This window comes from Streptomyces sp. Da 82-17 (assembly GCF_046098215.1).
Taxonomy (GTDB): Bacteria; Actinomycetota; Actinomycetes; order Streptomycetales; family Streptomycetaceae; genus Streptomyces.
On sequence record NZ_JBJURH010000007.1, the window covers coordinates 304,610 to 330,297 of the forward strand.

The window sequence follows — 25,688 nt, forward strand, 5'->3', positions numbered from 1 at the left end:
CGCGGCGTATTTGTCCAGCCACGGCCGGAAGAGTTGTGCAAGTGCAACACAGGGCGGACACAAGCCGGACTCCGGGCGGGATCGGGCCGGATTGGAGCGGGGGGCGGGTCATCCGCGAGGATGGGGGCATGACCGCCCAGATTCTCGATGGCAAGGCCACCGCCGCAGCGATCAAGGCCGACCTCGTCCGCCGTGTGGAAGCCCTCAAGGCGCGGGGCGTGACGCCCGGCCTCGGCACCGTGCTCGTCGGGGAGGACCCCGGCAGCCAGAAGTACGTCGCGGGCAAGCACCGCGACTGCGCGCAGGTGGGCATCGCCTCCATCCAGCGCGAACTGCCCGCCACCGCCACGCAGGACGAGATCGAGGCGGTCGTGCGCGAACTGAACGAGGACCCGGCCTGTACGGGGTACATCGTGCAGCTGCCGCTCCCCAAGGGCATCGACGAGAACCGCATCCTGGAGCTCATCGACCCCGCCAAGGACGCGGACGGCCTGCACCCGATGAACCTCGGCCGCCTCGTCCTGAACGAGCCGGCGCCGCTGCCGTGCACGCCGTGGGGCGTCGTCAAGCTGCTGCGGCAGTTCGGGGTGGAGCTCAACGGGGCGCACGTGGTGGTCGTGGGCCGGGGCGTGACCATCGGGCGGTCGCTGCCGCTGCTGCTGACCCGCAAGTCGGAGAACGCGACGGTGACGCAGTGCCACACCGGCACCCGTGACCTGTCGGCGCAGCTCCGCCAGGCCGACATCATCGTGGCCGCGGCCGGCTCCCCGCACCTGATCAAGCCGGAGGACGTACGGCCGGGCGCCGCGGTGCTCGACGTCGGCGTCAGCCGGGACGAGAGCGGCAAGATCGTCGGCGATGTGCACCCGGGCGTCGCCGAGGTCGCGGGCTGGCTGTCGCCGAACCCGGGCGGCGTGGGCCCGATGACGCGGGCGCAGCTGCTCGTGAACGTCGTGGAGGCCGCCGAGCTGGCCGCGGACGCGCAGGGTGCGCGGTGACGGGACATGGGTGAGGTGGCTGTGTCGGTGAGCGAGGGCGCGGAATCCCGCGAGGGCGCGCAGGGGCCCGCCCCGGAGTCCCGCGAGGACGTGCAGGAACCCGTGAAGAAGAAGACGCGGCGCTTCCCGTCGATCACGCGGGACACCGCGCGTCCCGAGGGCGGCGGTCGCGCGGCCGCCGGTGACGCGCCCGCGCCCGCCCGCCAGTGGCCGATGCTCACGGTGCTCGGCCTGACCGGGCTCGGCCTGTTCCTGACGGCCCTCGACCTGTTCCGGGTCGGCACGGTCCTGATCGGCGTCGCGCTCCTCGTGGGTGCGGGCCTGCGGTGGGTGCTCCCGTCGGTCGGCATGCTGGCGGTCCGCTCCCGGTTCACCGACATGGTGACGTACGGGGTGATGGGCGCGGTGATCGTGCTGCTCGCGCTGATGGCCCAGCCGGACGGGCTCGAGATCCCGTTCCTGGAAGGCATCCTGCACTTCACGGTGACGAGCTAGCCGAGGCGGTACGGCAGTACGGCAGTACGGCGGTACGCACGCGCGGACGGCGCCCGTCCTCTCCCCCGAGGGAGGACGGGCGCCGTCGGCTTTTCCGGGCGGGGCCGGATGCGTTTCCCCGCCCGGAATCCAGAGTCATGGACGTGACAACCGAGGATCAAGGGCCGCCTGTGGCCTGTGACGCGGAGGTGACCATTCCGACACGGTGTGTGCGGACGGCAACGATCTTCACGAGCCCGTAATGACGTTCCCGCAGGTGCCGCGGGGTCCATGTGGCACTTCCGCTCCGCGGTGGGAGACTGGGCGGCACGCGCGGGGGGAGCAGGGGACAGGGGACAAGGGGGGAAGCATGCCTCGTTGGAAGGCGCTACCGGAAGAACTCGATCCACAGGTACGGGAGTTCGCGAGCCAGTTGCGCAGGCTCGTCGACCGCAGCGGCCTGAGCATCGCGGCGCTCGCGGACCGTACGGGATACAGCAAGACGTCGTGGGAGCGGTATCTGAACGGGCGGCTGCTCGCGCCCAAGGGGGCGATCGTCGCGCTCGCCGAGGTCACCGGGACCAACCCGATGCACCTCACCACGATGTGGGAGCTCGCGGAGCGTGCCTGGAGCCGGTCCGAGATGCGGCACGACATGACGATGGAGGCGATCCGCATCTCCCAGGCGCGGGCCGCGCTGGGGGAGTTCGGGCCGGCGACGCAGGCCCCGTCGGCGACGTCGGCGGCCTCGGGCCCGTCGGCCCCGTCCAAGGGGAAGGCGCAGGCCTCGGCTCCGCCGCCGGGTGCGGGTGCCGCCACCGCCACCCCGGCCGGGCCGTACGCGCCGCAGCCGGGCCCCTCCTCCCGTCCGCCGCACCAGACCCCGCCTCCCAAGCGGAAGGGCGCTGCTGTCCTGCTCGGCGTGCTGCTCGTGCTCGGCGTGATCGCGGGCGCGCTGTACTTCACCGGGTTCGGGTTCGGCGGCGGCGAGCCCGTGGCGAAGCCGTCCCCGTCCCCGACGAAGAGCGAGCAGAAGCTGCCCGACGGGGTGAAGTGCGTGGGCGCGGACTGCACCGGCGAGGATCCCGAACGGATGGCGTGCAGCGGCGAGTTGGCGCTGACCTCGACCAGCGTCACCGTCGGCACGGCCCTCGTCGAGGTGCGCTACAGCGAGACGTGCGGCGCGGCCTGGGCCCGCATCACCCAGGCCGCCCCCGGCGACACGGTCCGCATATCGGGCACGGCAGGCTCCGACGACCAGCGCGGCGAGGTCGACGGCGACGGCGACGCGTACACCCCGATGGTCGCCGTGAAGAACGCCACCGAGGCAAGGGCCTGCGCAACCCTCACCACGGGCACGAAGGGCTGCACGCCCCCGACGAACAGCTGACGAACCACCCCGCCCCCGGCGCCGCCCCGCCCCCGGCGACCACCCAGCCCCGCCGTCCAGGCGGTCCCGTGGCGGCGGCCCGACCGCGGTGGCCAACGGCCCCGGCGTCCGGCCGGGAAGACTTCCCCCAGCCAAGTTCTCCCCGGCACGCATGCCCCGCTTCTCTCGGGGCAGGCGCTGGGGCGTCCCCCCACGGGAGAAACGGGTCCTCGGGTGTGAGTCCGGGGCCTGCGGCCCCCGCGTGGTGGCGGTCGGCGCTCATCCCCTCCCGGGCGGCGGCCGCCGCCGCGACGGACGTTCAGCCGTACGTGTGGGCCGGGCCACACAGGTCCGGCGGTGCGGTCCGGACGGGGCGGTATAGCCTGACCGGTGGATCTCTCTTGACGCCAAGAGATCGATCATCGAAGAACGGTCGGTGGATCGGTACGACGGCGCCGGTACGGAGATCCCGCACCCCGGGGCAGGGCCCCAACCGCCAGCTGTCTTAACGGAGATCGCCATGACCCGCACTCCCGTGAATGTCACCGTCACCGGCGCGGCCGGCCAGATCGGCTACGCGCTGCTCTTCCGCATCGCCTCCGGCCACCTGCTCGGCGCGGACGTGCCGGTCAAGCTGCGCCTCCTGGAGATCCCGCAGGGCGTGAAGGCCGCCGAGGGCACCGCCATGGAGCTCGACGACTGCGCGTTCCCGCTGCTCAAGGGCATCGACATCTTCGACGACCCGAACCAGGGCTTCGAGGGCGCCAACGTCGCGCTGCTCGTCGGCGCCCGCCCGCGCACCAAGGGCATGGAGCGCGGCGACCTGCTCGCCGCCAACGGCGGCATCTTCAAGCCGCAGGGCAAGGCCATCAACGACCACGCCGCGGACGACATCAAGGTCCTCGTCGTCGGCAACCCGGCCAACACCAACGCCCTGATCGCCCAGGCCGCCGCCCCGGACGTACCGGCCGAGCGTTTCACCGCGATGACCCGCCTCGACCACAACCGCGCCCTGACGCAGCTGGCCCAGAAGACCGGCGCCTCCGTCGAGGACATCAAGCGCCTCACCATCTGGGGCAACCACTCGGCGACCCAGTACCCGGACATCTTCCACGCGGAGATCGCCGGCAAGAACGCCGCCGAGGTCGTGAACGACGAGCAGTGGCTGGCCGACACCTTCATCCCGACCGTCGCCAAGCGCGGCGCCGCGATCATCGAGGCCCGGGGCGCGTCCTCGGCCGCCTCCGCCGCGAACGCCGCCATCGACCACGTCCACACCTGGGTCAACGGCACCGCCGAGGGCGACTGGACCTCCATGGGTGTCCCGTCCGACGGCTCGTACGGCGTCCCGGAGGGCCTGATCTCCTCCTTCCCGGTCACCACCAAGGACGGCAAGTACGAGATCGTCCAGGGCCTGGACATCAACGAGTTCTCGCGCGCCCGCATCGACGCCTCCGTCGCGGAGCTCGCCGAGGAGCGCGAGGCCGTGCGCGGTCTCGACCTGATCTGAGCCCCGCTCCACAGGAGTTCGACCTCCGCCTCCACCTCCGCCCCGGCGGGCCGCGCGACGGCCGCCGGGGCGGAGGTTTTTTCGTGCGACGCACCTCCCCGACTCCTCTATGATGTGACCTCGCACACATCGAGCGTCAACTCCGGTGTGTCGTACGGAAGTTGACTCGCAGGGCACAGGGGGAGCGTTGTCGCAGCAGGCGCAGGTGCCGCCACAGTCAGGACCCGCCGAGCCCACGGACGCGGGGCTTCCGTCGGCTCTGCCGGTCACCCCGCCCGGCGCCAGCGAGGCCACCCGCCTGCTGTGCGCGGGCAGTTACCTGGACGAGGCCTACCGCGACGCGGTCATCGACGAGCTGTACGTCCACGAGGAGCGCATCGTCGCCCCCTCCCTCGGCTTCGACGCGGCCCGCGTCCTCGCGCACGCGCTGCGTGCCCGCCGGCTCGAACTGGGCTGGGCGGCGGGCGTGTTGTTCCTGTGGATCGTCGGCATGGTCCTCAGCGAGTACCTGCTGATCGTGTTCCTGACGCCCTCGCTGCTGCTGTTCCTTGCCACGAAGGTGCGCGGCCCGGCCGAACAGCCCCCGGTCTGGCGCCGTTTCCCGGCCTGGTGGATCAAGTGGTACGGGCGGCTGATGCTGCTTCTCGCGCTGGGCAGCCTGATCGCCGTGATCGCGGGTGAGGCCGAGGACCTGAGCGTCGCCCGGTTCCTCGCGGACGTGCTGCCCGAACCGATCGCCCAGTTGGTCCTCGCCTTCGAGTCGGGCGGCCCGGTCGAGCCCTTCCACGCCTGGGTCTGCCTGGTGACGCTGCTGCTCGTCGCGGCCTGCGTGGCGGCGCAGCGCGGCCAGTTCGCGCGGGCCCTCGCCGGGGAGCTGCACCCGCAGAAGTTCGGGGACATCGCGGCCGACCCGGCGGAGCGCGCCGAGAACGGCCGGTTCCAGCGGCTGCGCCGCCGTATCCGCACCGAGCAGCACGCCCCGCTGGTCATGTACCACGCGGCCCGCCCCTTCTGCGGCGCGGGCGAGCCGTACGACGCGTGGACGCTCGCCGTCGAGCTGCGGCCCGACCCGGAGCGCACCCAGCTGCCGATCGGCAACCGCATGATCCTGGAGGCGGTGCGGCCGCTGCTCGCCGAACTCCGGGTGCCCGCGCCGCACGCGGCCGGCACGGTCCGGGACCGGCTGCGCCAGCTGCAGATCGACGAGTGCGTGTTCCTGCCGGTCGACGGCCTGCCGCAGCGCGATCTCGCGCCGTACGACGACCAGGCGTTCCGGGTGCACCGGGCCGAGGCCGTCGAGGAGGGCGGGGAGACGCGGCGGCACTTCCTGCGCATCCGGGTCGGTGGCTGGGAGGAGGAGGTCGTCACCACGGTCTTCGTGCGGGTGCACACGCAGGGCGGCATGCTGATGCTGGAGATCGCCCCGCACGTGCTGCTGCCGATCCGCAAGGACTTCGAGAACGCCGACCGGATCGCGCACCAGTACCGCCACAACAGCCTGTTCGGCAAGGCCGTCTGGGCGCTCGCGCGCACGCCGCGCTCCCTCGTGTCCGCGCTCACCACCCTCGGCCGCGGCATCGCCTTCTCCTGGCGCATCCTCACCGGCGGGTACGGCGCGGCGATGCCGGACGGGCCCGCGTGCTCGGTGCGCGAGCTGGGCTCCGACGGCGAGTCCTCGCTCTTCCAGGACATGGACGTGCGCCGCTATCTGAAGTCCGTGCAGGACCGGGTGGCGAACGGCGTGCGGGCCGCGCTGCGCGACGCCGGGTACCGCACGGACGAGTTCGCGCAGAAGATCGTGAACGTCAGCGGCGGCGGCACCCTCATCGAGAACGCCAGCGGCGCCTTCGCCGTCGGCGACCACAACGTCATCACCAACCAGACGGTGCAGCCCGGGAGTTCGGGCAGTCGGCCCGGGCCGGGCTCGCCGTTCACCAAGTCGGGGGGAGACTCCAGTGGCAGCGAACGATGACCCGATCACGGGCGGCGTGCACATCAACCACGTGAGCGGCGGCGCCTTCGCCGTGGGCAACAACAACCAGGTGAGCAACGTCGACAACCGCAACGCCGGCGCCCCGCGCGACCCCGCCCAGGAAGAGCTGCTCCGTACGATCCGTGAGCTGCGCGGCGACCTGGCGCGGTTCGCGCAGAGCGAGGCACGGGACGCGCTCGACGCCGAACTCGCGGACGCCGAGGGCGAGATCGAGCGGGACGGGCGGGCCGGGCCCGGACGGCTCGGGCGGCTGCGGCAGGCCCTCACGGACGGGGCCGCGGTGACCGGGACCCTCGCCTCGGTCGTGGCGGTGTCGCAGGCCGTCGGCGCGCTCCTCGGAGGCTGAGCGTGCCGGACCAGGGGCAGGGCGGGGTGCGCTGGAACCCCGAGACGCAGCGCTGGGACACCGGCGGCCCGCAGCCCGCCCCGTACACCCCGCCGCCTCCGCCGCGCCCCGAGCACGCGCCGGGGGCGGCCGAACCCGCCCCGTACACACCGGAGTCGAGCCCGCCGGAGTACACCCCGGAGTCGAGCCCGCCGGACGGGCCCCGCCCCCGGTTCCGCCGTGGTGTGGTCGTCGGCGCGGTGGCCGTCGCCGTGCTCGCGGTGGGCGTCGGCTCGTATCTGCTGTGGGGCCGGGGCGAGGGGCCGCCGCCGGACGCCAAGCCGTCGCCCACGCCGAGCGCCGTCACCTCGCCCCCGGCGGAGGAGACGCCGTCGGACGCGCCGAGCCCGTCGCAGTCCGCCTCGCCGTCGGCCACGGTCCCGGCGGGGTACGTGGCCGCCGTGGAGGACGAGTTCACGCTCGCCGTGCCGGAGGGCTGGGAGCGCCGCACGGAACAGGGCAAGAACGGCGTCACGCTGTACTACTACGAGTCGCCCGACGGCCCCGAGCGGCTGCAGGTCTTCCGGGTCACCGAGCCCGGTGCGACCCCGATGAGCACGGTCGAGCTGGCCGAGAAGGACCTGAAGCGGCTGCCCGCGTACGAGCGGAACGCGCTCGGCCCGGTCGCGGACCCGCGCGGGGAGGCGGCCGAGCTGGACTACTCGTACCTGAGCGAGGAGTGGGCGATGGAGCTGCGCACCCTCGACCGGATCGTGCCCGGAGGCCCGGACGACCCGGCGCTGTGGGCGGTCCTGAGTATCGGGCCCGAGGAGGACTGGCCCCGGCAGCGGCAGGTCCTGGAGGACGCGCTCGGTTCGTTCGCTCCGGCCCCCTCGTCCTGAGGTGCTCAACTCGCCGTGGCACGGGGTCAGTTGATGTCGACGGTCTGGTCGTCCGACGGGGCCTGCACGTCCACCGGCTTGTCGAACTCGGAGAAGGTCATGGCGATCTCGACGCCTCGCGTCGGGTCGTCGGCCTCGACCTTCAGGGGGTAGGGCTTGCCCTCGGTGGAGACGTACGTCCTGCCCTTCTGCTGGTTGTTGGTGATGTTCAGCAGGACGGCGGGGCGGCCGTCGACCTCCGTGCGCCCGCCCTTCTCGACCGTCGCGTTCCGGGCCTTGCCGGACCGGTCGGTGATCTGCTGCTTGAAGGAGTTGAGGTCGCAGAGCTGGGCGATCTTCGCGCCGTCCGCGTTCCGCACGGTCGTCCCGAAGAACTTGCCCTTGAGCAGCTCGGCCGCGTCATTGCCCTTGAGCTGCGGCATCTGCGAGGCCAGCCACTTCTCGTCCGGCCTGATCCACACCCGGTCGCCCTTGCGGACGACCTCCATCGTGCCCTTGTCGTTCTGGTTCGTGACCGTGCCGGTGCAGTTGTCCTTCGTGTCGTACGAGAGCTCGAAGGAGGCGGGGGCCGGTTCGGCCATGCCCTTGATCTCCGCCTCGACGTGCAGCGACGTCACGCTCAGCAACGCGGTGCGGGACGCCGTGCCGATCTCCTGGGGGCTTTTGTCCGCGATGCCGTTGTCGTCGGCGGCGGTCGCGGTGCCGCAGAGCCCGCCGACAAGAGCAGTGACACAGAGAGTGACACCAAATGTGCTGAAAGTTGCCTTACGGGGCTTGGGCATGACGCTTCCTCCCGCCGGGAGATTCCGCAATAAACCGTACGACCCGGGCAATTTGATCGCATGCGGAGTGACGCGCGGCACTTTCGCAGCGGGAACCGACATGCTTTTCGGCCCCAAGGGCAGGGGCATCGGGTCACCGCAGAGACACCGGGTGAACAAATCGGTAAACGGAAGGCAAGACGCGAAGTGTCGGTACAACAGACCATCCACGTGGACGGAGAGTGGCGCACCGCCGCCTCGGGAGCCACGCGCGAGATCCTCGACCCCGCGGATGCCAAGCCGTTCGCCGTGGTGGCGGAGGGTGACGCGAGCGACGCGGACGCCGCGATCGCCGCGGCCCGCAAGGCATTTGATCACGGTACGTGGCCGGACACCCCGGTCGCCGAGCGGGCCGCCCTGCTGCGCCGCGTCGCCGACCTGCTCGTCCGGGACCGGGAGAAGATAGGCCTCCTGGAGAGCCGGGACGCGGGCAAGACCCTCGAGGAGGGCCGTGTCGACGTCGACTGCGTCGCCGACGCCTTCCGCTACTTCGCCGACCTCGTCATAGGCGAGGGCGCCGGTCGCGTCGTGGACGCCGGCACGGACACCGTGCACAGCGTCGTCGTGCACGAACCGGTCGGCGTCTGCGCGATGATCACGCCCTGGAACTACCCGCTCCTGCAGGCCAGTTGGAAGATCGCCCCGGCGCTCGCCGCGGGCAACACCTTCGTCATCAAGCCCAGCGAGATCACCCCGCTCACCACGGTCGCGCTGATCGAGCTGCTCGTCGAGGCCGGACTCCCCGCCGGTGTCGCGAACATCGTCACCGGCCCCGGCCACAGCGTCGGCGCCCGCTTCGCCGAGCACCCCGACGTCGACCTGATCTCCTTCACCGGCGGACTCCTCAGCGGCACCAAGGTCGCCCAGGCCGCCGCCGTCACCGTCAAGAAGGTCGCCCTCGAACTCGGCGGCAAGAACCCCAACGTGGTCTTCGCCGACGCCTGCGCCACCGAAGAGGGCTTCGACACCGCCGTCGACCAGGCCCTCAACGCCGCGTTCATCCACAGCGGCCAGGTCTGCTCGGCCGGCGGCCGCCTCATCATCGAGGAGTCGGTCCGCGACCGCTTCGTCGCCGAACTCGCCGTACGGGCAAGCAAGATCAAGCTCGGTCGCGGCACCGCGGAGGGCGTCGAGTGCGGCCCCCTCGTCTCGCAGCAGCAGCTCGACAAGACCGAGTACTACGTCGACACCGCCCTGGAGGAGGGCGCCAAGCTGCTCACCGGCGGCAAGCGCCCCGAGCCGAGCGACATCCGTCCCGCCGAGGGCTACTTCTACGAGCCGACCGTGCTCGACAACTGCCACCGCGGCATGCGCGCCGTCCGCGAGGAGGTCTTCGGACCGGTCCTCACCGTGGAGACGTTCACCACCGAGGACGAGGCCGTCGCCCTCGCCAACGACACCGAGTACGGCCTCGCCGGCGCCGTCTGGACCAGCGACTCCGGGCGTGCGCGCCGCATGGCCCGCCGGATGCGGCACGGCACGATCTGGATCAACGACTTCCACCCCTACCTCCCGCAGGCGGAGTGGGGCGGCTTCGGCAAGAGCGGCGTCGGCCGCGAACTCGGGCCCGCCGGCCTCGCCGAGTACCGCGAGTCCAAGCACGTCTACGAGAACCTCGCGCCGCAGCCGGTGCGCTGGTTCACGGGCTGAGACCACCGCGGGCGCCGCGAACTCCTGCGCGGCGCCCGCCCCTTAAGCGCAAGCACCTTGTGCACCACCCTCGCAGGAAGAGGAGCAGTACCCGAATGACCGGAACCGAGTTCGACTACGTCATCGTCGGCGGCGGCACCGCAGGATCGGTGATCGCGTCCCGCCTCACCGAGAACCCGGACGTCACCGTCGCCGTGATCGAGGGAGGCCCGTCCGACATCGACCGCGAGGACGTGCTGACCCTGCGCAAGTGGCTCGGCCTCCTCGGCGGCGAGCTCGACTACGAGTACACGACCACCGAGCAGCCCCGCGGCAACTCGCACATCCTGCACAGCCGCGCCAAGGTCCTCGGCGGCTGCTCCTCGCACAACACGCTGATCTCCTTCAAGCCGCTGCCGTCCGACTGGGACGAGTGGGAGGAGGCCGGCGCCACCGGCTGGAACGCCAAGGCGATGGACCCCTACTTCGGCAAGCTCCGCAACAACATCGTGCGGGTCGCCAAGAAGGACCAGAACCAGATCGCCACCGACTGGGTCGAGGCCACCAAGACCGCGCTCGGCGTGCCCGAGGTCGTCGGCTTCAACGACCAGCCCTTCGAGGAGGGCGTCGGCTTCTTCGACCTCTCGTACCACCCGGAGAACAACAAGCGGTCCTCCGCCTCCGTCGCCTACCTGCACCCGCACATGGAGGCCGGCGACCGCCCGGGCCTGCACCTCTTCCTGGAGACCTGGGCGTACAAGCTGGAGCTCGACGGGACCACCGCGCGCGGCGTGCACGTACGCGCCAAGGACGGCGAGGAGAAGCTGCTCACCGCCCGCCGTGAAGTCCTGGTCTGCGCCGGCGCCGTGGACACCCCGCGGCTGCTGATGCACTCCGGCATCGGCCCGAAGAAGGACCTCGAAGCGCTCGGCATCCCGGTCGTGCACGACCTGCCGGGCGTCGGCGAGAACCTGATCGACCACCCCGAGTCGGTCATCGTCTGGGAGACGAACGGGCCGATCCCCGACAACTCCGCGATGGACTCCGACGCGGGCCTGTTCGTGAAGCGGGACCCGGACCACAAGGGCCCGGACCTGATGTTCCACTTCTACCAGATCCCGTTCACGGACAACCCGGAGCGCCTGGGCTACGAACGCCCCGAGCACGGCGTCTCCATGACCCCGAACATCCCCAAGTCCCGGGCCCGCGGCCGCCTTTACCTCACCTCGGCCGACCCCGAGGTCAAGCCCGCCCTGGACTTCAAGTACTTCGAGGACGAGGGCGACTACGACGGGCAGACCCTCGTCGACGGCATCAAGCTGGCCCGCAAGGTCGCCGAGGCCGAGCCGTTCAAGAAGTGGCTCAAGCGCGAGGTCTTCCCCGGCCCCGAGGTCACCGAGGACGCCGAGATCAGCGAACTCGTCCGCAAGGCCGCGCACACCGTGTACCACCCGGCCGGCACGTGCCGCATGGGTGCCGAAAACGATGAACTCGCCGTAGTGTCCCCGGACCTCACCGTCCGCGGCCTCGATGGCATCCGTATCGCCGACGCCTCCGTCTTCCCGACGATGCCCGCAGTGAACCCGATGATCGGGGTGCTGATGGTGGGGGAGAAGTGCGCGGACCTGCTGACCGGGAGTGATGTCCGATGACCGAGACCGACACCAAGACCACGGCGCCGACCGCGGGGGACCCCTCCGCGCCCGCCTTCGCCGTACGCGAGCTGTGGAAGGTCTTCGGACCCAAGGCGGACCGCATCCCCGGCGACCCGGCCCACAAGGAGCTGACCACCGCCGAGCTGCGTGAGAAGACCGGCTGCACGGCCGCCGTCCGCGACGTCAGCTTCGACGTGCAGCGCGGCGAGGTCTTCGTCGTCATGGGCCTCTCCGGCTCCGGCAAGTCCACCCTCGTACGGACCCTGACCCGGCTGATCGAGCCGACCTCCGGGTCCATCGCCATGGACGGCGAGGACGTCCTCGCCATGGACAAGAACCGGCTGCGCGAACTGCGCCGCCGCCAGACCGCGATGGTCTTCCAGAACTTCGGCCTCCTGCCGCACCGTTCGGTGCTCGACAACGTCGCGTACGGCCTGGAGATCCAGGGCGTCGGCAAGGCCGAGCGGCGCGCCAAGGCCCAGGAGATCGTCGAGAAGGTCGGCCTCGCCGGCATGGAGGAGCGCCGCCCCGGCCAGCTCTCCGGCGGCCAGCAGCAGCGCGTCGGCCTGGCCCGCGCCCTCGCCGTCGACCCCGAAGTGCTGCTCTTCGACGAGCCGTTCAGCGCCCTCGACCCGCTGATCCGCCGGGACATGCAGGAGGAGGTCATCCGCCTGCACCGCGAAGAGGGCCGCACCATGGTCTTCATCACCCACGACCTCAGCGAGGCGCTGCGCCTCGGCGACCGCATCATGCTGATGCGCGACGGCGCCATCGTGCAGCTCGGCACCCCCGAGGAGATCGTCGCCAACCCGGCCGACGACTACGTCCGCGACTTCGTCCGCGACGTCCCGCGCGAGCAGGTCATCTCCGTACGCCGCGCGATGCGCCCCGCCGACGCCGCCGAGGCCGGCTCGGGCCGGGAACTCGCCCCCGACACCCTCGTCGTCGACGCCATCGAGGCCGTCGCCGACTGCGGCGAGCCCTGCCGCGTCGTCGAGGACGGCCGCACCCTCGGCGTCGTCGACCACGAGCGGCTGCTCGCCGTGGTCGCCGGCCTCGACGGCCGCCCCGACACCGAGGGCAAGGAGGTCGCGGCCGTATGAGCACCCACCTTCCGATACGCCCGCATGCGGACGGGGGCCGCCGATGAGCGCGACTCCCACAACTCCCGTACTGGACAAGGCCGATGCGGCCGAGCAGGCACCGGCGACCCCGCAGGCGCCCGGTTTCCTCGCCCGGCTCGCCGCCAGCCCCAAGGCCCTGCTGCTGATCGCGGCGCTGCTGCTCGCCGTGGTGAGCGCCGCCGTCACCGGCAGCGGCGTCTGGCCGGACAGCCTCACCTTCGATCTGCGCACGCCGCTCACCGACCTCAACGAGTGGCTCGTCGAGAACCGTGAGACCCACTGGCTGTTCCTGTACTTCCTGCTGCACATCAGCAACACCGCCGAGTCCTCCGTGGACCTCGTCGTCAGCCTCCTGGAGTCGCTCGGCTTCATCGGCGTGACCGTCCTCGCCGTGCTGATCGCCTGGTACGCGGGCGGCGCCGGACTGCACCGCCGCGCCCTGCGCACCGCGGGCACCGCCCTCGTCACCTTCCTGGTGATCGGCGTGCTCGGCATGTGGGAGCCGGCGATGGAGACCCTCGGCCTGATGGTGATCTGCGTGATCGCCTCGGCCCTGGTCGGCCTCGCCCTCGGCCTGGTCGCCGGGCTCTCCGACCGCGGCGAACGCGTGCTCCGCCCGGTCTTCGACACCATGCAGGTGCTGCCCGCGTTCTCGTACCTGCTGCCGTTCGTGCTGATCTTCGACGTCGGCGTGCCCGCGGCGTTCGCGGCCACCGTGATCTACGCGGCCCCGCCGATGGCCCGCCTCACCGCCCTCGGCCTGCGCGGCGCCGACCCGGTCGCCCTGGAGGCGTCCCGCTCGCTCGGCGCGACGCCCTGGCAGCTGCTCGCCAAGGCCCGGGTGCCGCTGGCCCGCAAGCAGATGTTCCTCGGCCTCAACCAGACGATCATGATGTGTCTGTCGATGGTCGTGCTCGCGTCGATGATCGGCGCCGAGGGCCTCGGCGAGGAGATCTTCCGCGCCCTGTCGATCCTCGACATCGGCCAGTCCCTGGGCGCCGGCATCGCCATCGTCCTGATCGCGATCTGGTTCGACCGCACCACGTCCGCCGCCGGCGAGCGCCTCGACGACCCGTCGGCGGTACGCACCCGGGGCGCGGCCTGGATCCAGGGCGGCGTGGTCGTCGTCGGCACGGCGATCGCCGCCGTCGTCGGCTCCGCGCTCGGCCGGGTCGAGTGGCCCGACGCGTGGGTCGTCTCCATCTCCGGCCCGGTCAACTCCGCGACCACCTGGATCGAGGACGAGCTCGGCTCCGGCATCCCCGTCATCGGCGGCACCCTGACCTGGGCGTCCGGCTTCGCGAACTACGTCATCAACCCGATGCGCGACGCCCTGCAGGCCACCCCGTGGTGGGCGGTCCTCGTCCTCGGCGGCGTCCTCGCGTACCTCGCGGGCCGCTGGCGGGCGGCGCTCACCACCGTCCTCGCGCTCGGCGTGATCGGCGGCATGGGCCTGTGGACCCGCTCCATGGACACCCTGTCCCAGGTCATCGCCGCCCTGGTCCTCACCCTGATCCTGGGCTTCGCGATCGGCGTCCTCGCCGCCCGCGTCGACTGGCTGGACCGCGCGATCCGCCCCGTGCTCGACACCATGCAGACGCTGCCGCAGTTCATCTACCTCATCCCGATGGTGGCGCTGTTCATGGGCGGCCGCTTCGCCGGTGTCGCCGCGGCCGTGATCTACGCGCTGCCCGCGGTCGTACGCATCACCAACCAGGGCATCCGCTCCATCAACCCCGCCGCCCTGGAGGCGGCCCGCTCGCTCGGCGCCACGACCGGCCAGCAGCTGCGGCAGGTCCAGATCCCGCTGGCCCGCAAGTCGCTGCTCCTGGCCGTCAACCAGGGCGTCGTCCTCGTCCTCTCGATGGTCGTCATCGCCGGAATGATCGGCGGCGGCGCGCTCGGCGTGGACGTGGTCAAGGGCCTCGCCAAGGGCGACCTGGGCCTCGGCATGACGGCCGGTATCGCGATCGTCTGCCTCGGCGTCCTGCTCGACCGGATCTCGCAGCCGGGCGCGGACGCGAAGCAGGGCCTCTCCTGACTCCTCCGCACTTCCGCACTTCTGCAACTCCCCTGCCATGTAAGGACGTTCAAGTGAAGACCAGCAAGCACAGCCGCAACCGCCGGATAGCCAACTCCCTCGTCGCCGGTGCCGGTGTCCTCGGCGTCGTCGCCCTCAGCGGCTGCGCCGCCGAGACCGGCAAGACCGGCGGCTCCGACGAGGTCACGATCACCGTCCCGTCGTGGGTCGGCGCCCAGGCCAACGCCGAGGTCGCCAAGGTGATCCTCGAGGAGGAGCTGGACGTCAAGAAGGTCACGCTCAAGACGATGGACGAGCCCATCGCCTGGGACGCCCTCAACAACGGCAAGGCCGACGCGATCATGGAGGACTGGGACGGCCAGCCCGAGAAGCAGAAGCTGTACCTGGACGACGGCACCGGCGGCAAGAAGAACGAGAAGAAGAAGGTCGTCAAGGGCGGCGACCTCGGCGTGACCGGCCACATCGGCTGGTTCATCCCGAAGTACTACGCCGACAAGCACCCCGAGGCGAAGACCTACGAGGGCCTCAACAAGCTCTACAAGGACTTCCGCACCTCCGAGTCCGGCGACAAGGGCGAGTTCCTCGGTGCGGCCCCCTCGTACACCACGTACGACGAGTACCTCATCAAGAACCACAAGCTGAACTTCAAGGTCAAGGAGACCGGCAACGAGGCCGCTCAGATCAAGGAGATCCAGCAGAAGTACAAGAACAAGCAGCCGTTCATCACCTACTGGTGGGAGCCGCAGTGGCTGAACAACGACGTGGAACTCGTCGAGGTGAAGCTGCCGGAGTTCAAGGAGGGCTGCAACGAGCCCGCCGCGAAGACGGAGTGCGGCTACGCCAACACCCCGCTGCAGAAGTACCTCAACAAGGACTTCGCGAAGAACGGCGGTGACGCCGCCGAGTTCCTGAAGAACTTCAAGTGGACCACCGAGCAGCAGAACGAGGTCGCCAAGTGGATCGCCAAGGACAAGATGTCCGGCGAGGAAGCGGCGAAGAAGTGGGTCAAGGAGAACAAGGACGTCTGGGAGGCCTGGCTGCCGAAGAAGTGAGGCGGCGGGCCTGAGGGCCTGAACGCGCCGGTGCCGGGCACCCTTCTGCGGAGGGGGCGCCCGGCACCGGCGTTCTGGGAGTGCGTACGTGTGTCTGCGTACGTGTGTCTGCGTACGGGTGTCGGCGTACGGGGGTCGGCGTACGGGTGTCAGGGCACGAACGAGCCGACGAACATCACGACCCAGCTGAGCGCCCCCACGGCGAGGCCGCCGAGAAGCACGAGCCCGACCCGGTCCGCCACCCGCGTGCGCCGCGACGGCTTGCGGGGCGGGTCCGCCTTCCACGCGGGCGGCTTGATCCCCAGGTACGCGACCCAGGCGAGCATCACCACGGCGAACCCGACCTGCCACAACTCACCGGCCACACCCCACACCCCGGTCCGCTGCACCCTCCCGGACTCCTCCGGCACGTCCCCCCTCCGCGCGTCGAAGGTGTAGCCGTCCGGATAGTCGTGCCCGGTGTCCTCCAACTTCTGGGACGTGGCGTACCCGCCGTCCGGCAGGAACTCCCCGTAGCAGGAGTAGTCGGAGTTCTTCGAGCTGCTGTCGGCGTCGTGACAGGAACTCACCTTGTACGTACCGGGGGTGCCGTACAGCCCGGCGGACAACGCGAGGTCCACGGAGGCGGTGACGAACCAGAACGCCCCGGCGAACGCGACCAGCGCACTGCCGAGCCAGAGGAAGGCGCGGGCCGCGGGGTGGCGGCGGGCGGGGGCGCGGGTGGTCGTTCCGGTACCGGTCTCGGTCTCGGTCATGGGGTGTCAGATGATCCGCTGGTTCAACTCGGCCTCGGCAGCCCGCCGCACCCGCCCGGGGCTCGCCTGCCGCCGCTCGTCCGCCGTGCCGTCCCAGTCGTCCGGCTGCATGAAGAGGAAGACACCGCTGGACGGCACGTACCCGACGACGCCGAAGTGCGGGTCGCCCGCGATGTACAGACCCTCGTCGATCCCCTCCGGCCACGGATTCCGCCAAGGCCCGCGCCGGGGAACGGGGTTGACCCGCATGAGCGGCGACTCGTGCCCCTCCGCGGTGTGCAGCGTGAGCGTCATGCCCTTCGGCCGCCCCCGGGTGGCGTCGGCGCCGTCGACCTTGGTGATGCGGGGGATGAAGGTGTCGAAGGTGTAGTGGGAGAGGGCGCGGCCGGCGCCGCGCACCACGAACAGTCCGGGGAGGGTACCGAAGACGGTGCCGAGGAAGCCGAGGATGCCGATGAAGATGAGCGGCCCGCCGACCACGGGCACCCAGCCCATCCCGGCACTCTTCGCCGCCTGCCCCACGCCCGGCGTCGCGAACGCCATGAGCCCGTAACCCACGGTGTTACGGATCCCGACCCACCAGACCCGGTTCACCATCTTCCGTCGAAGCGCGGCGGTGTCCAGTCCGCTCGCTTCACGTTCCATACGAGACCTTGGGCTCCCGCTCGAGGCGCTTCGTGATGCCCGACCGCTCTGCGCGGGCAAGCCGTTCAGGGTCGGCCTGGGCACGTTCGGCGGCGAACTTGTCCCAGTTCTCGGGCTGCATGAAGAGCAGGTCGAGGGTTCCGGGAACGACCATGACCGCGCCGAACGCCAGGTCGCCGGCCACCCAGGCGCCGCCCGTCTCAGCCCCCTTGGGCCAGCGGCGGACGGCTGAAGCGTTGACGGCCCGCATGCGAGGTGCGCCGTGCCGACCGCGAACGGAGACCTTGACGGTGTGGACGTCGCCCAGCAGCAGCCACTGACTCGACTTCTTGTCCACTCGCGTGTGGTACTCGAGCGGGTAGGTGTTCAACACCCGCTTGCTCACGCCCATGCGCAGGCCGTTCGAGAGTCGGATGACCGCGAAGAGGAACACGAAGGCGGCGACGACAAAGAAGGGAACCAGCACCGGATCGGGGGTTCCCAAGGCGTGCAGCCCGTAGGACGCGACGATCAGGAGCGCGATGAGCGCGAGACGGCCCGCGGCGTGCCTGTACAGCACGCCGTAGTTGCGTTTCAGCACCTCTGCCACGTCAGGTGCCTGGGTCGGTTGGGTCATCCGAAATCGCTCCTGATGGCCGCGGCCACGGAGCCGGGGGCCTGTTCTACGTCTTGGTTTTGGTCAGCCGTCCGGGATCGCTCCGGATCGGCGAAGGTGACGGTGCGCGCGACGCCGAGCAGGATGTCCCGGTAGGAGTCGGCCAACTCCAGCGATGACGTCACCAGTTGGATCACGATGATGTCGGGCGTGCCGGTGCCTGCGATCGCCACGGTGCCCTGCCAGACGGTCCCCATCAGCGGACCGTCGCTGCCCTCTGGAGGGTTGCCGAGTGCAGGCGTACGCCGCTTCTCCTCAGCCAGGTAGGCCAGGCCGCAGGGCAGTTCGAGCGGCCGCATTCCCTTGTCCGAAGAGTCCGCCGCCGTCCCCGCCAGCCCGGCGATGACCAGTTTCGCGCTGGCCCCTTGAGTGGGCACGGTCGAGACCGTGATGGTGGACGAGGCGTAGCCGCCGGATTCGTCCGGGTGGAGGCCGACCGCACAGGCATGGACGTTCTGAGCCTTGAGAGACCTGACGAAGCCCGCGTAGAACTGCAGGACCTGATCCGCCTGGTCGCGCATTTCAGCGGGCAGCTCGAGTGCCTGCTCCACCATGGACTCGATCTGCTCCCGCGGCGGATCGAGGTCCAGTTTGATGTAGCCGTGCGGGATCCCGAACCAGAAGAGCGGCTCCGGCTCGCCCGGTGATTTCGAAATGACATCAGACACGATGTCCCACCTTTCAGAGGCTTGCTGTCACCGCATGAACGAGCTGATCAGGGCGGGCACGCCGTAGGCTCCTGCGCCGGCCTTGGTGATCTCCGCGGCATTGTGCGCAGCCCCGTCCTTCGGCACCACGCCGGCTGTTTCGAGCGAGGACTCCACGTTCGCGGCGACGTTGAGGCCGTTCACGCTGATATCGGCCATCAGCTTGGCGGAGCCGCCGGCGCTCGCCCTGGCCGCGTCCCAGGCCTCGTCGACCTGTGTCGCGGGAGCTGTTTTGAGGACGTGCCACGTTTCCTTGGTGAATTCCGCTACCTTTTCGGAATTCTTCACGACTGTGCCGACTTCGTCGGCGTACCTGAGTCCTTCGCCGATTTCCTTGGCGGCGGTCCCCAACGCCTTTCCGCCGGGCACCATGCCGAGAGTGTCGCCACCGAACGAGGCATAGGCGGAGAAGGTGTCCATGTTCCACCCGAACTTGTCGCCCCAGGGAAAGAAGGCTTCCCTGAAGTTCTTGTCTGCGAAGTTCTTGGTCATCGAGGTGCCGCTCGCCACGATGGCGATTCCGGCGAAGAGGGGTGCCAGTGGCGTCGGGAACAGTGCGAGCAGGCCCGCGATCGCACCGATGGTGCCCGCGTGCTCGTACAGGAAGGTGCCGATCGACGCGAGCACATCCCCGACGCTCTCCCAGAACCCCTTGTCCGGCGCCTTGTCCGCCTGCACGGAGAGTGCCTTGGCGATGACGTCCGCCTGGTCGGAGTGGTGGGCCTCCAACTCCTTGATCTTGCGGTTCAGTTCGTCGTACGCGTCGTTCGCCTTGGTGAGGGCCGTGCTCGCCTCGCGGAGCTCGCTCTCGGCGGTGCGCATCCGGGCGGTCGCGGCGTCGGCCTCCTCCTGGGAGGGGTACCGTTCGGCGGGCCTCAGGTCCGGGTTCTGGGCCGCCTGGTCGTACGCGCTCTTGGCCTTGTCCGCAGCCGCCTTCTTCTCCCCGGCGGCCTCGTCGTACTTCGTCGCCAGCTCACGGTTGGAGCCCAACTGGCCGTCCCACTTGTGCAGGTGGTGGGCGGCGGCGCGCAGGGATGCCCCGGCCTTCTTGAGGTAGTCCGACAGGTCGCCGTCGATGTTCTCGCGGAATTTCTCCGCCGCGTCGCCCTGCCAGTAGCTGCTCTCGGCGGTGAGCCTGCTCAGCTGGCGGTGGGTGTTCTCCAGGGCCGTGGCTGCCGCGGCAACCTTCTCCTGCAGTTTGGAGACCTCGGCAGGGATGCCCGGTACGGGATTGAAGCCGATGTTGGAGTAGGGGTTCGCCGCCATCACTTACCGCCCCCGCCCGAGGTGCTCTGGTCGGCGATCTGCTTGAAGGCCTTCTCCAAGGCCTGTTCGACCTCTTCGTAGCCCTTCTTGTTGCCCTCGACGCCCTCCTTGATCTCGCCGATCAGTTCCTTCGTCTTGTCGGAGCCGTACTTCCACTCCATCTGGAACTTGTCGCAGGCCTCGTCCAGGCGGGCCGTGCCGATCTGGTCGCCGCGGACGTGGGCGAGGGCGGTCCGGGCCTCGTTGAGTTCGTCGACGCATCTCTCCAGGTTCGACAGGAATTGCTGGAGTTGGTCGATGTCCGTCTTGAAGTGCTCTCCCATGAACCGCTGTTCCCCGATCGGCGCTGGACGTGAAAGGTCCAGGGGGCGTGTCGCCCGCTGGACCTCTCGGCACCCTACATCCGTCATATAAGCCCGCTGGTCAGCCCCTTTGCCCTTGAGGGGCCGGGAGGGAAGCCCGCACTGGATCTGCACCGGGTCACTACTCGACGGGTGCATTCGCCAAGGCCGAGGCGTGCGAGGGGAGTCAGCGCAACCCCCGAGCCATCTCCCCCACCACCCCCATCGCCCGCCTCAGCAGCCCCGGGCCGAACGTGACGCGGGTCGCGCCGAGTCGGCTCAGTTCGGGTGGGGGTGGGCCGTCGGGGAGGGCGAGGGCGTTCAGGGGGGCCGGGACGGAGGCGGACAGGGTGGGGAGGTGGTCCGGCGGGCACAGGATCGGGTAGACGGCGTCCGCGCCGGCCTCGACGTAGAGGCGGGCGCGGCGGATGGTCTCGTCGACGTCCGGGACGCCCCGTACGTACGTGTCCACGCGGGCGTTGACGAACAGGGCGTCGCCCGCCGCCGCGCGCACCTCGGCCAGCCAACCCGCGTGCCGCGCAGGGTCCTTGAGGCCGGATATCGGGCCGGAGTCCTCCAGGTTGACGCCGACCGCGCCCGACTCCAGGGCGCGGTCGACGAGTTCGCGGGCCGGGAGGCCGTAGCCCGACTCCAGGTCCGCGGAGACCGGGATGCCGAATGCCGAGACCGCGCGGGTGATCCGGGCGACCGCCGCGAACATCTCGTCGGCCGGGGTGGACCCGTCCGCGTGGCCGAGGGATTCCGCGATGCCCGCGCTCGGCGTGGCCAGGGCGGGGAAGCCCGCCTCGGCGAACACGCGGGCGCTGGCCGCGTCCCACGGGCCGGGGAGGATCAGCGGGTCGCCGGGCGCGCGGTCGAGGTGCAGATTCCTGAACGCCGTCACGGCCATGCCGGGCCTCCGGGCTGGATGCGGCGGGCGACCATCAGGCGGTTCCAGGAGTTGATGGCCGTGATCACGCCGATGAGGTGGGCGAGTTCGCGGTCGTCGAAGTGGGCTGCGGCCTCCGCGTACACCTCGTCCGGCACGAAGCCCGTCGACGTCAGCTCCGTGATCGCCTCCGTGAGGGCGAGCGCGGCGCGTTCGCGGGGCGTGTACGTGCCGTCCGTCTCCTCCCAGGTGGCGAGGAGGTCGAGCCGGTCCTCCGACTCGCCCGCCTTCCGGGCCAGCGTCAGATGCATGTCGAGGCAGAACGCGCACCGGTTGAGCTGCGAGGCGCGGATCATGACCAGCTCGGCGAGGACCGCGTCGCCGAGCCCGCGCTTGGCGGCGGCGCTCAGCGACTGCATCGCCGTACGGAAGCCCGGGTCGAGCGCGGTCGTACGGGGGTACGTACGGGGAGTCGCGCTCACGAACGGGCCCCCTGCGCCGCCGGCTTGTAGTGGCCCGGGACCTTGCGCGTGGCCACGCTGAACCGGTTCCACGCGTTGATCGCCGTGATCCCCGCGATCAGCTGGGCGAGTTCGGCCTCCTCGAACTCGGCGGCGGCCCGCGCGTACACCTCGTCCGGCACGAAGCCCTCCGTCAACACGGTGACGGCCTCGGTGAGTTCGATCGCGGCGATCTCCTTGCGCGTGTAGAAGTGCTTCGACTCCTCCCAGGCGCTCAGCTGAATGATCCGCTCCACCGACTCGCCCTCGGCGAGCGCGTCCTTGGTGTGCATGTCGAGGCAGAAGGCGCAGTGGTTGATCTGCGAGGCGCGGATCTTCACCAGGTGGTAGAGGGCCGGGTCGAGGCCCTGGCGGGCGGCCTTCTCCAGCTGCCACATCGCCTTGTACACGTCGGGGGCGAGCTTGGCCCATTCCATGCGGGGGGTGTGTTCGGGGGCGTAGCCGCGCCCGTCTCCGTGCTGCTGCTCGTGATGGTTCATGGACTCGACCCTACGGACGTGTTGGCCCAGGCGTATGGTCCACTTCCATGGCGAAATCATGGGCCACTTTGCCGGGCGCCGGGCCCTCCGGCACCGGCGTCGACCTGCACATCGACCTGCGCGAAACCGCCGCCCGCAGCGGCTCCGGCGTGCGCAGAGCCCTCACCGACGCCCTCCGCGAAGCGGTCCGCGGCGGCCGGCTCGTGCCCGGCACCCGGCTGCCCTCCTCCCGCACCCTCGCCGTCGACCTGGGCGTCGCCCGCAACACCGTCGCCGACGCGTACGCCGACCTCGTCGCCGAGGGCTGGCTCACCGCGCGCCAGGGCTCCGGCACGCGGGTCGCCGAGCGCGCCGTGTCCCGCCCGGCCGCGCCCCCGCCGCCGCCCCGCACGCCGGGGCCCGCGCGGCACGACCTGCTGCCGGGCAGCCCGGACCTGTCGGCGTTCCCGCGCGCCGCATGGCTGCGGGCCGCCCGCAAGGCCGTCGCCGCCGCGCCCAACGAGGCCTTCGGGTACGGCGATCCGCGCGGCCGTGTCGAGCTGCGCACCGCCCTCGCCGACTACCTCGCGCGCGCCCGCGGCGTGTACGCCGACCCGGACCGCATCGTCGTCTGCGCCGGCGCCGCGCACGGCCTCCAACTCCTCGCGGGCGTACTGCGGGAGGGCCGAGGCGGCAGCCCCTCCGTCGCCGTCGAGTCGTACGGCCTCGACGTGCACCGCGAACTCCTCACCGCCGCGGGCCTGCGCACGCCCCCGCTGCCGTACGACGAACAGGGCACCCGCACCGACGCGTTGCCGCGGCTGCGGCCCGACGCGGTGCTGCTCACGCCCGCGCACCAGTTCCCGCTGGGCGTCGCCCTGCCGCCCGAGCGGCGCGCCGAGACCGTCGACTGGGCGCGGCGCGGCGGCGGGCTGATCGTGGAGGACGACTACGACGGGGAGTTCCGCTACGACCGGCAGTCCGTCGGCGCCCTCCAGGGCCTCGACCCGGAACGCGTCGTGTACCTCGGCACCGCCAGCAAGTCCCTCGCCCCCGGCCTGCGGCTCGGCTGGCTCGTGCTGCCCGCCCGGCTCGCGGCGGACGTGGCGCGCGGCAAGGGCCCCTCGGACTGGGCCTGCGGCGCACTCGACCAGCTGACGCTCGCCGAGTTCCTGACGTCGGGGGCGTACGACCGGCACGTACGGGCCTGCCGGCTGCGGTACCGGCGACGGCGCGACCAGCTCGTGGCGGCGCTCGCCGAGCGGGTGCCGCAGGTGTCGGTGAGCGGGATCGCGGCGGGGCTGCACGCGGTGCTCGAACTCCCGGCGGGGGCCGAGCAGTCGGCGATCCGGGCGGCGGCCTGGCAGGGCCTGACCCTCCTCGGCCTCGACCGCTTCCGCCACCCCGACGTCCCGCGCACGGACCGCGCGGCCCTGGTCGTCGGCTACGGCACACCGCCGGACCACGGGTGGGCGGGGGCGCTGGACGCGCTGTGCGAGGCGCTGGCCGCGGTACTGGCCGAGACCCCCTGACCCCAGGGGGCTCCGCCCCCGGCCCCCCGCTCCTCAATCTCCCCCAGCTACCGCTGGGAGGTGCCCCCAGAGGGGCTCCGTCCGGGTCGTCTTCCGGCTTACCCGCCGTCGCGGCTGGTCGCGCAGTTCCCCGCGCCCCTTATCAGGGCTCCCACAGCAGGCGTGGGGGATCCGTGCCCCGACAGGGGCGCGGGGAACTGCGCGATCAGCCACAGCGGCGCGGCAGCCGAACGACGCCCCCGGGGCCCGGGGCGGAGTCCCGGAGTTGTCCGCTGAGGACTTTCGGGAAGGGGCGGGGTGGGGGGGACGAGCCGTGGCGCGAACCGCCACCAACCCGCACGAAGAAACCTCCCCCCAAGCCCCAACTTGCGGCCCCGAGGGGAGGGTTCTCTACCCTGACCCCAGTCGAACATCAGACACGTACAACGGGGGAGTGGCCGAATCATGACGAACGTCGACACTGCGACCGAAACCGCGCCCGGCACGGGCACCGGCACACGCCGCCCGCGGAAGTTGCGCTCCAGCACAGTGATACTCGGCGGCATGGGCCTCCTCGCCGTCTCCCTCAGCGCCTGCGGCTCCGAGCCGGACAAACGCTGCGTGGACCCCATGTCCCGCAAGCAGCTGCCCAGCTACGAGTGCAAGGGCGGGGGCAGCGGCGGCAGCGGGGGCAGCGGCTCGTACTACTACGGCGGCAGCTCGAAGAACGGCAAGGTCGAGGGCGGCAGCTTCGACAAGTCGTCCGTGTCCCGCGGCGGCTTCGGCTGCTCCTCCTCCAGCGGCGGCTGACCCGTGGAGCGCCGCACGATCGAGCCCCGCGAGGGCTGGCAGCAGACCGTCGAGGAGCAGGGCTGCATCTACCCGCTGACCCGCTACCCGGACGATTCGCTGCGTCCGTACTGGGACGAGAGCGCGTACTACGTCTTCTCGCTGCCGGAGGTCGAGGCGCTGGAGGAGGTCGTCGAGGAGCTGCACCGGATGTGCCTGGCCGCGGCCGCGCACATCGTCGAGCAGAACCGGTTCGCCGACCTCGGCATCACCGATCCGCGCCTCGCGTCCCTGGTCGCGGACGCCTGGCGCCGCAGGGCCGAACTCCCGTCCGTGTACGGCAGGTTCGATCTGCGGTACGACGGCACGGGCCCGGCCAAGATGCTGGAGTACAACGCGGACACCCCCACCTCGCTCGTCGAGGCGGCCAGCCCGCAGTGGTTCTGGATGGAGGAGCGCTTCCCGGGCGCCGACCAGTGGAACTCGCTGCACGAGCGCCTGATCGACGCCTGGAAGAAGCAGGCCGCGCTGCTCCCGCCGGGCAGCCCGCTCTACTTCGCGCACTCCAACGGCGACGAGCTGGGCGAGGACCTGATGACGGTCGCGTACCTCCGCGAGACCGCGCAGCAGGCCGGGATCGACACCGAGGCCATCTCGATGGAGGACATCGGCTGGGACAAGCTGTCCGGCCGGTTCGTGGACGAGAAGCTCCGCTTCATCCGCAGCTGCTTCAAGCTGTACCCGTGGGAGTGGCTGGCCACCGACCCGTTCGGCCCGCAGGTCCTGGACACCCTGGACAACGGCGGCGGCACCGGCACCACCCTGTGGATCGAGCCGGCCTGGAAGATGCTGCTCTCCAACAAGGCGCTGCTCGCGATCCTCTGGGAGCTGTACCCGGGCCACCCGAACCTGCTGCCCGCCTACCTCGACGGCCCCCGCGAACTCGCCGACAAGGGCGGGTACGTGGCGAAGCCGCTGCTCGGCCGCGAGGGCGCCGGCGTCACGGTGCACGAGCCGGGCGAGCCCGCGGTCGTACGCGAAGAGCCGTGCTGCTACCAGGAGTTGGCGCCGCTGCCGGACTTCGACGGCAACCGGGTCGTGCTCGGCGCGTGGGTCGTGGAGGACGAGTCGGCGGGCCTCGGCATCCGCGAGTCGTCGGGCCTGGTCACGGACGAGTACGCGCGGTTCCTGCCGCACGTGATCCTCTAGTCGGCGTCGAGGGTGCCGTGGCCGACGGCACCCTCGACGAGTACAGCGG

Annotated in this window: 25 protein-coding genes; 15 read left to right on the top strand and 10 right to left on the bottom strand. The window is 71.0% G+C overall.

The genetic code is table 11. The features are described from left to right. Positions 1-128: 128 nt before the first annotated feature. The 7 genes from ACIDOF_RS15070 (at position 129) to ACIDOF_RS15100 (ending at position 7,571) form a co-directional block, all read left to right on the top strand. Positions 129-998: a bifunctional methylenetetrahydrofolate dehydrogenase/methenyltetrahydrofolate cyclohydrolase gene (locus ACIDOF_RS15070; protein ID WP_409006338.1), complete on the top strand. Its 870-nt coding sequence runs from the start codon at positions 129-131 to the stop codon at positions 996-998. Positions 999-1,004: 6 nt separating this feature from the next. Continuing rightward, positions 1,005-1,493, top strand: a complete 489-nt coding sequence (locus ACIDOF_RS15075; RefSeq protein WP_409006339.1) for a DUF3017 domain-containing protein — start codon at positions 1,005-1,007, stop codon at positions 1,491-1,493. A gap of 349 nt (positions 1,494-1,842) precedes the next feature. Beyond that, positions 1,843-2,862: an XRE family transcriptional regulator gene (locus ACIDOF_RS15080; RefSeq protein WP_409006340.1), complete on the top strand. Its 1,020-nt coding sequence runs from the start codon at positions 1,843-1,845 to the stop codon at positions 2,860-2,862. Positions 2,863-3,361: 499 nt separating this feature from the next. Beyond that, complete coding sequence (locus tag ACIDOF_RS15085) at positions 3,362-4,351, top strand: malate dehydrogenase (protein WP_409006341.1); 990 nt, start codon at positions 3,362-3,364, stop codon at positions 4,349-4,351. Between the two features lie 187 nt (positions 4,352-4,538). Beyond that, on the top strand, positions 4,539-6,323 hold the full coding sequence (locus ACIDOF_RS15090) for a hypothetical protein (RefSeq protein WP_409006342.1): 1,785 nt from the start codon (positions 4,539-4,541) through the stop codon (positions 6,321-6,323). Further along, positions 6,307-6,690, top strand: coding sequence for a hypothetical protein (locus ACIDOF_RS15095; RefSeq protein WP_409006343.1), 384 nt, complete (start codon positions 6,307-6,309; stop codon positions 6,688-6,690). Before ACIDOF_RS15090 ends, ACIDOF_RS15095 begins: the two co-directional genes overlap by 17 nt. A 2-nt stretch (positions 6,691-6,692) precedes the next feature. Further along, a complete protein-coding gene (locus ACIDOF_RS15100) occupies positions 6,693-7,571 on the top strand; it encodes a hypothetical protein (protein ID WP_409006344.1) in 879 nt (292 codons plus the stop codon). A 26-nt stretch (positions 7,572-7,597) separates the two neighbouring features. Here ACIDOF_RS15100 and ACIDOF_RS15105 read toward each other — a convergent pair whose 3' ends face one another. Then, positions 7,598-8,353 (bottom strand): hypothetical protein, encoded by a 756-nt coding sequence (locus ACIDOF_RS15105; protein WP_409006345.1) that lies wholly within the window; start codon positions 8,351-8,353, stop codon positions 7,598-7,600. Positions 8,354-8,539: 186 nt separating this feature from the next. Here ACIDOF_RS15105 and ACIDOF_RS15110 point away from each other — a divergent pair, with 186 nt between their 5' ends. From ACIDOF_RS15110 to ACIDOF_RS15130, 5 genes are all read left to right on the top strand, one after another. Then, the gene (locus ACIDOF_RS15110) at positions 8,540-10,042 is read left to right on the top strand and encodes an aldehyde dehydrogenase family protein (protein WP_409006346.1); all 1,503 of its coding nucleotides are present in this window, start codon (positions 8,540-8,542) and stop codon (positions 10,040-10,042) included. 95 nt (positions 10,043-10,137) lie between these two features. Then, the gene (locus ACIDOF_RS15115) at positions 10,138-11,673 is read left to right on the top strand and encodes a GMC family oxidoreductase (protein WP_409006347.1); all 1,536 of its coding nucleotides are present in this window, start codon (positions 10,138-10,140) and stop codon (positions 11,671-11,673) included. After that, entirely contained in the window at positions 11,670-12,779 is a 1,110-nt protein-coding gene (locus ACIDOF_RS15120) for a glycine betaine/L-proline ABC transporter ATP-binding protein (RefSeq protein ID WP_409006348.1), read from the top strand. The genes ACIDOF_RS15115 and ACIDOF_RS15120 overlap by 4 nt, the downstream gene beginning before the upstream one ends. A gap of 43 nt (positions 12,780-12,822) precedes the next feature. Beyond that, a complete protein-coding gene (locus ACIDOF_RS15125) occupies positions 12,823-14,841 on the top strand; it encodes an ABC transporter permease (protein ID WP_409006349.1) in 2,019 nt (672 codons plus the stop codon). A 53-nt stretch (positions 14,842-14,894) separates the two neighbouring features. After that, the gene (locus tag ACIDOF_RS15130; RefSeq protein WP_409006350.1) at positions 14,895-15,893 is read left to right on the top strand and encodes a glycine betaine ABC transporter substrate-binding protein; all 999 of its coding nucleotides are present in this window, start codon (positions 14,895-14,897) and stop codon (positions 15,891-15,893) included. A 149-nt stretch (positions 15,894-16,042) separates the two neighbouring features. Here ACIDOF_RS15130 and ACIDOF_RS15135 read toward each other — a convergent pair whose 3' ends face one another. The 9 genes from ACIDOF_RS15135 to ACIDOF_RS15175 all read right to left on the bottom strand — a co-directional run bounded on the left by ACIDOF_RS15135 (position 16,043) and on the right by ACIDOF_RS15175 (position 22,151). After that, entirely contained in the window at positions 16,043-16,648 is a 606-nt protein-coding gene (locus tag ACIDOF_RS15135; protein WP_409006351.1) for a hypothetical protein, read from the bottom strand. A gap of 6 nt (positions 16,649-16,654) precedes the next feature. Next, a complete protein-coding gene (locus tag ACIDOF_RS15140) occupies positions 16,655-17,293 on the bottom strand; it encodes a hypothetical protein (RefSeq protein WP_409006352.1) in 639 nt (212 codons plus the stop codon). Next, entirely contained in the window at positions 17,283-17,909 is a 627-nt protein-coding gene (locus ACIDOF_RS15145) for a hypothetical protein (protein ID WP_409006353.1), read from the bottom strand. The genes ACIDOF_RS15140 and ACIDOF_RS15145 overlap by 11 nt, the downstream gene beginning before the upstream one ends. Continuing rightward, positions 17,906-18,616, bottom strand: a complete 711-nt coding sequence (locus tag ACIDOF_RS15150; protein WP_409006354.1) for a hypothetical protein — start codon at positions 18,614-18,616, stop codon at positions 17,906-17,908. Before ACIDOF_RS15150 ends, ACIDOF_RS15145 begins: the two co-directional genes overlap by 4 nt. 27 nt (positions 18,617-18,643) lie before the next feature. Then, positions 18,644-19,921: a hypothetical protein gene (locus ACIDOF_RS15155; RefSeq protein WP_409006355.1), complete on the bottom strand. Its 1,278-nt coding sequence runs from the start codon at positions 19,919-19,921 to the stop codon at positions 18,644-18,646. Beyond that, the gene (locus tag ACIDOF_RS15160; RefSeq protein WP_409006356.1) at positions 19,921-20,244 is read right to left on the bottom strand and encodes a hypothetical protein; all 324 of its coding nucleotides are present in this window, start codon (positions 20,242-20,244) and stop codon (positions 19,921-19,923) included. The genes ACIDOF_RS15155 and ACIDOF_RS15160 overlap by 1 nt, the downstream gene beginning before the upstream one ends. A gap of 205 nt (positions 20,245-20,449) precedes the next feature. Then, positions 20,450-21,172 (bottom strand): isocitrate lyase/phosphoenolpyruvate mutase family protein, encoded by a 723-nt coding sequence (locus tag ACIDOF_RS15165; protein ID WP_409006357.1) that lies wholly within the window; start codon positions 21,170-21,172, stop codon positions 20,450-20,452. Continuing rightward, positions 21,163-21,570 (bottom strand): carboxymuconolactone decarboxylase family protein, encoded by a 408-nt coding sequence (locus tag ACIDOF_RS15170; RefSeq protein WP_409006436.1) that lies wholly within the window; start codon positions 21,568-21,570, stop codon positions 21,163-21,165. Before ACIDOF_RS15170 ends, ACIDOF_RS15165 begins: the two co-directional genes overlap by 10 nt. Before the next feature lie 59 nt (positions 21,571-21,629). After that, positions 21,630-22,151 (bottom strand): carboxymuconolactone decarboxylase family protein, encoded by a 522-nt coding sequence (locus ACIDOF_RS15175; RefSeq protein WP_409006358.1) that lies wholly within the window; start codon positions 22,149-22,151, stop codon positions 21,630-21,632. A 47-nt stretch (positions 22,152-22,198) separates the two neighbouring features. Here ACIDOF_RS15175 and ACIDOF_RS15180 point away from each other — a divergent pair, with 47 nt between their 5' ends. The 3 genes from ACIDOF_RS15180 (at position 22,199) to ACIDOF_RS15190 (ending at position 25,639) form a co-directional block, all read left to right on the top strand. Continuing rightward, the gene (locus tag ACIDOF_RS15180; RefSeq protein WP_409006359.1) at positions 22,199-23,662 is read left to right on the top strand and encodes a PLP-dependent aminotransferase family protein; all 1,464 of its coding nucleotides are present in this window, start codon (positions 22,199-22,201) and stop codon (positions 23,660-23,662) included. Positions 23,663-24,205: 543 nt separating this feature from the next. Beyond that, positions 24,206-24,451, top strand: a complete 246-nt coding sequence (locus tag ACIDOF_RS15185; protein WP_409006437.1) for a hypothetical protein — start codon at positions 24,206-24,208, stop codon at positions 24,449-24,451. A 3-nt stretch (positions 24,452-24,454) separates the two neighbouring features. Further along, positions 24,455-25,639 (top strand): glutathionylspermidine synthase family protein, encoded by a 1,185-nt coding sequence (locus tag ACIDOF_RS15190; protein ID WP_409006360.1) that lies wholly within the window; start codon positions 24,455-24,457, stop codon positions 25,637-25,639. The last annotated feature ends 49 nt before the right edge of the window (positions 25,640-25,688 follow it).

Bases quoted from the DNA above. Each gene is read 5' to 3' on its own strand.
- ACIDOF_RS15070 (WP_409006338.1), top strand. From the start codon at position 129: ATGACCGCCCAGATTCTCGATGGCAAGGCCACCGCCGCAGCGATCAAG.
- ACIDOF_RS15075 (WP_409006339.1), top strand. From the start codon at position 1,005: ATGGGTGAGGTGGCTGTGTCGGTGAGCGAGGGCGCGGAATCCCGCGAG.
- ACIDOF_RS15080 (WP_409006340.1), top strand. From the start codon at position 1,843: ATGCCTCGTTGGAAGGCGCTACCGGAAGAACTCGATCCACAGGTACGG.
- ACIDOF_RS15085 (WP_409006341.1), top strand. From the start codon at position 3,362: ATGACCCGCACTCCCGTGAATGTCACCGTCACCGGCGCGGCCGGCCAG.
- ACIDOF_RS15105 (WP_409006345.1), bottom strand. From the start codon at position 8,353: ATGCCCAAGCCCCGTAAGGCAACTTTCAGCACATTTGGTGTCACTCTC.
- ACIDOF_RS15115 (WP_409006347.1), top strand. From the start codon at position 10,138: ATGACCGGAACCGAGTTCGACTACGTCATCGTCGGCGGCGGCACCGCA.
- ACIDOF_RS15120 (WP_409006348.1), top strand. From the start codon at position 11,670: ATGACCGAGACCGACACCAAGACCACGGCGCCGACCGCGGGGGACCCC.
- ACIDOF_RS15125 (WP_409006349.1), top strand. From the start codon at position 12,823: ATGAGCGCGACTCCCACAACTCCCGTACTGGACAAGGCCGATGCGGCC.
- ACIDOF_RS15135 (WP_409006351.1), bottom strand. From the start codon at position 16,648: ATGACCGAGACCGAGACCGGTACCGGAACGACCACCCGCGCCCCCGCC.
- ACIDOF_RS15140 (WP_409006352.1), bottom strand. From the start codon at position 17,293: ATGGAACGTGAAGCGAGCGGACTGGACACCGCCGCGCTTCGACGGAAG.
- ACIDOF_RS15145 (WP_409006353.1), bottom strand. From the start codon at position 17,909: ATGACCCAACCGACCCAGGCACCTGACGTGGCAGAGGTGCTGAAACGC.
- ACIDOF_RS15155 (WP_409006355.1), bottom strand. From the start codon at position 19,921: ATGGCGGCGAACCCCTACTCCAACATCGGCTTCAATCCCGTACCGGGC.
- ACIDOF_RS15160 (WP_409006356.1), bottom strand. From the start codon at position 20,244: ATGGGAGAGCACTTCAAGACGGACATCGACCAACTCCAGCAATTCCTG.
- ACIDOF_RS15165 (WP_409006357.1), bottom strand. From the start codon at position 21,172: ATGGCCGTGACGGCGTTCAGGAATCTGCACCTCGACCGCGCGCCCGGC.
- ACIDOF_RS15170 (WP_409006436.1), bottom strand. From the start codon at position 21,570: ATGCAGTCGCTGAGCGCCGCCGCCAAGCGCGGGCTCGGCGACGCGGTC.
- ACIDOF_RS15175 (WP_409006358.1), bottom strand. From the start codon at position 22,151: ATGAACCATCACGAGCAGCAGCACGGAGACGGGCGCGGCTACGCCCCC.
- ACIDOF_RS15180 (WP_409006359.1), top strand. From the start codon at position 22,199: ATGGCGAAATCATGGGCCACTTTGCCGGGCGCCGGGCCCTCCGGCACC.
- ACIDOF_RS15185 (WP_409006437.1), top strand. From the start codon at position 24,206: ATGGGCCTCCTCGCCGTCTCCCTCAGCGCCTGCGGCTCCGAGCCGGAC.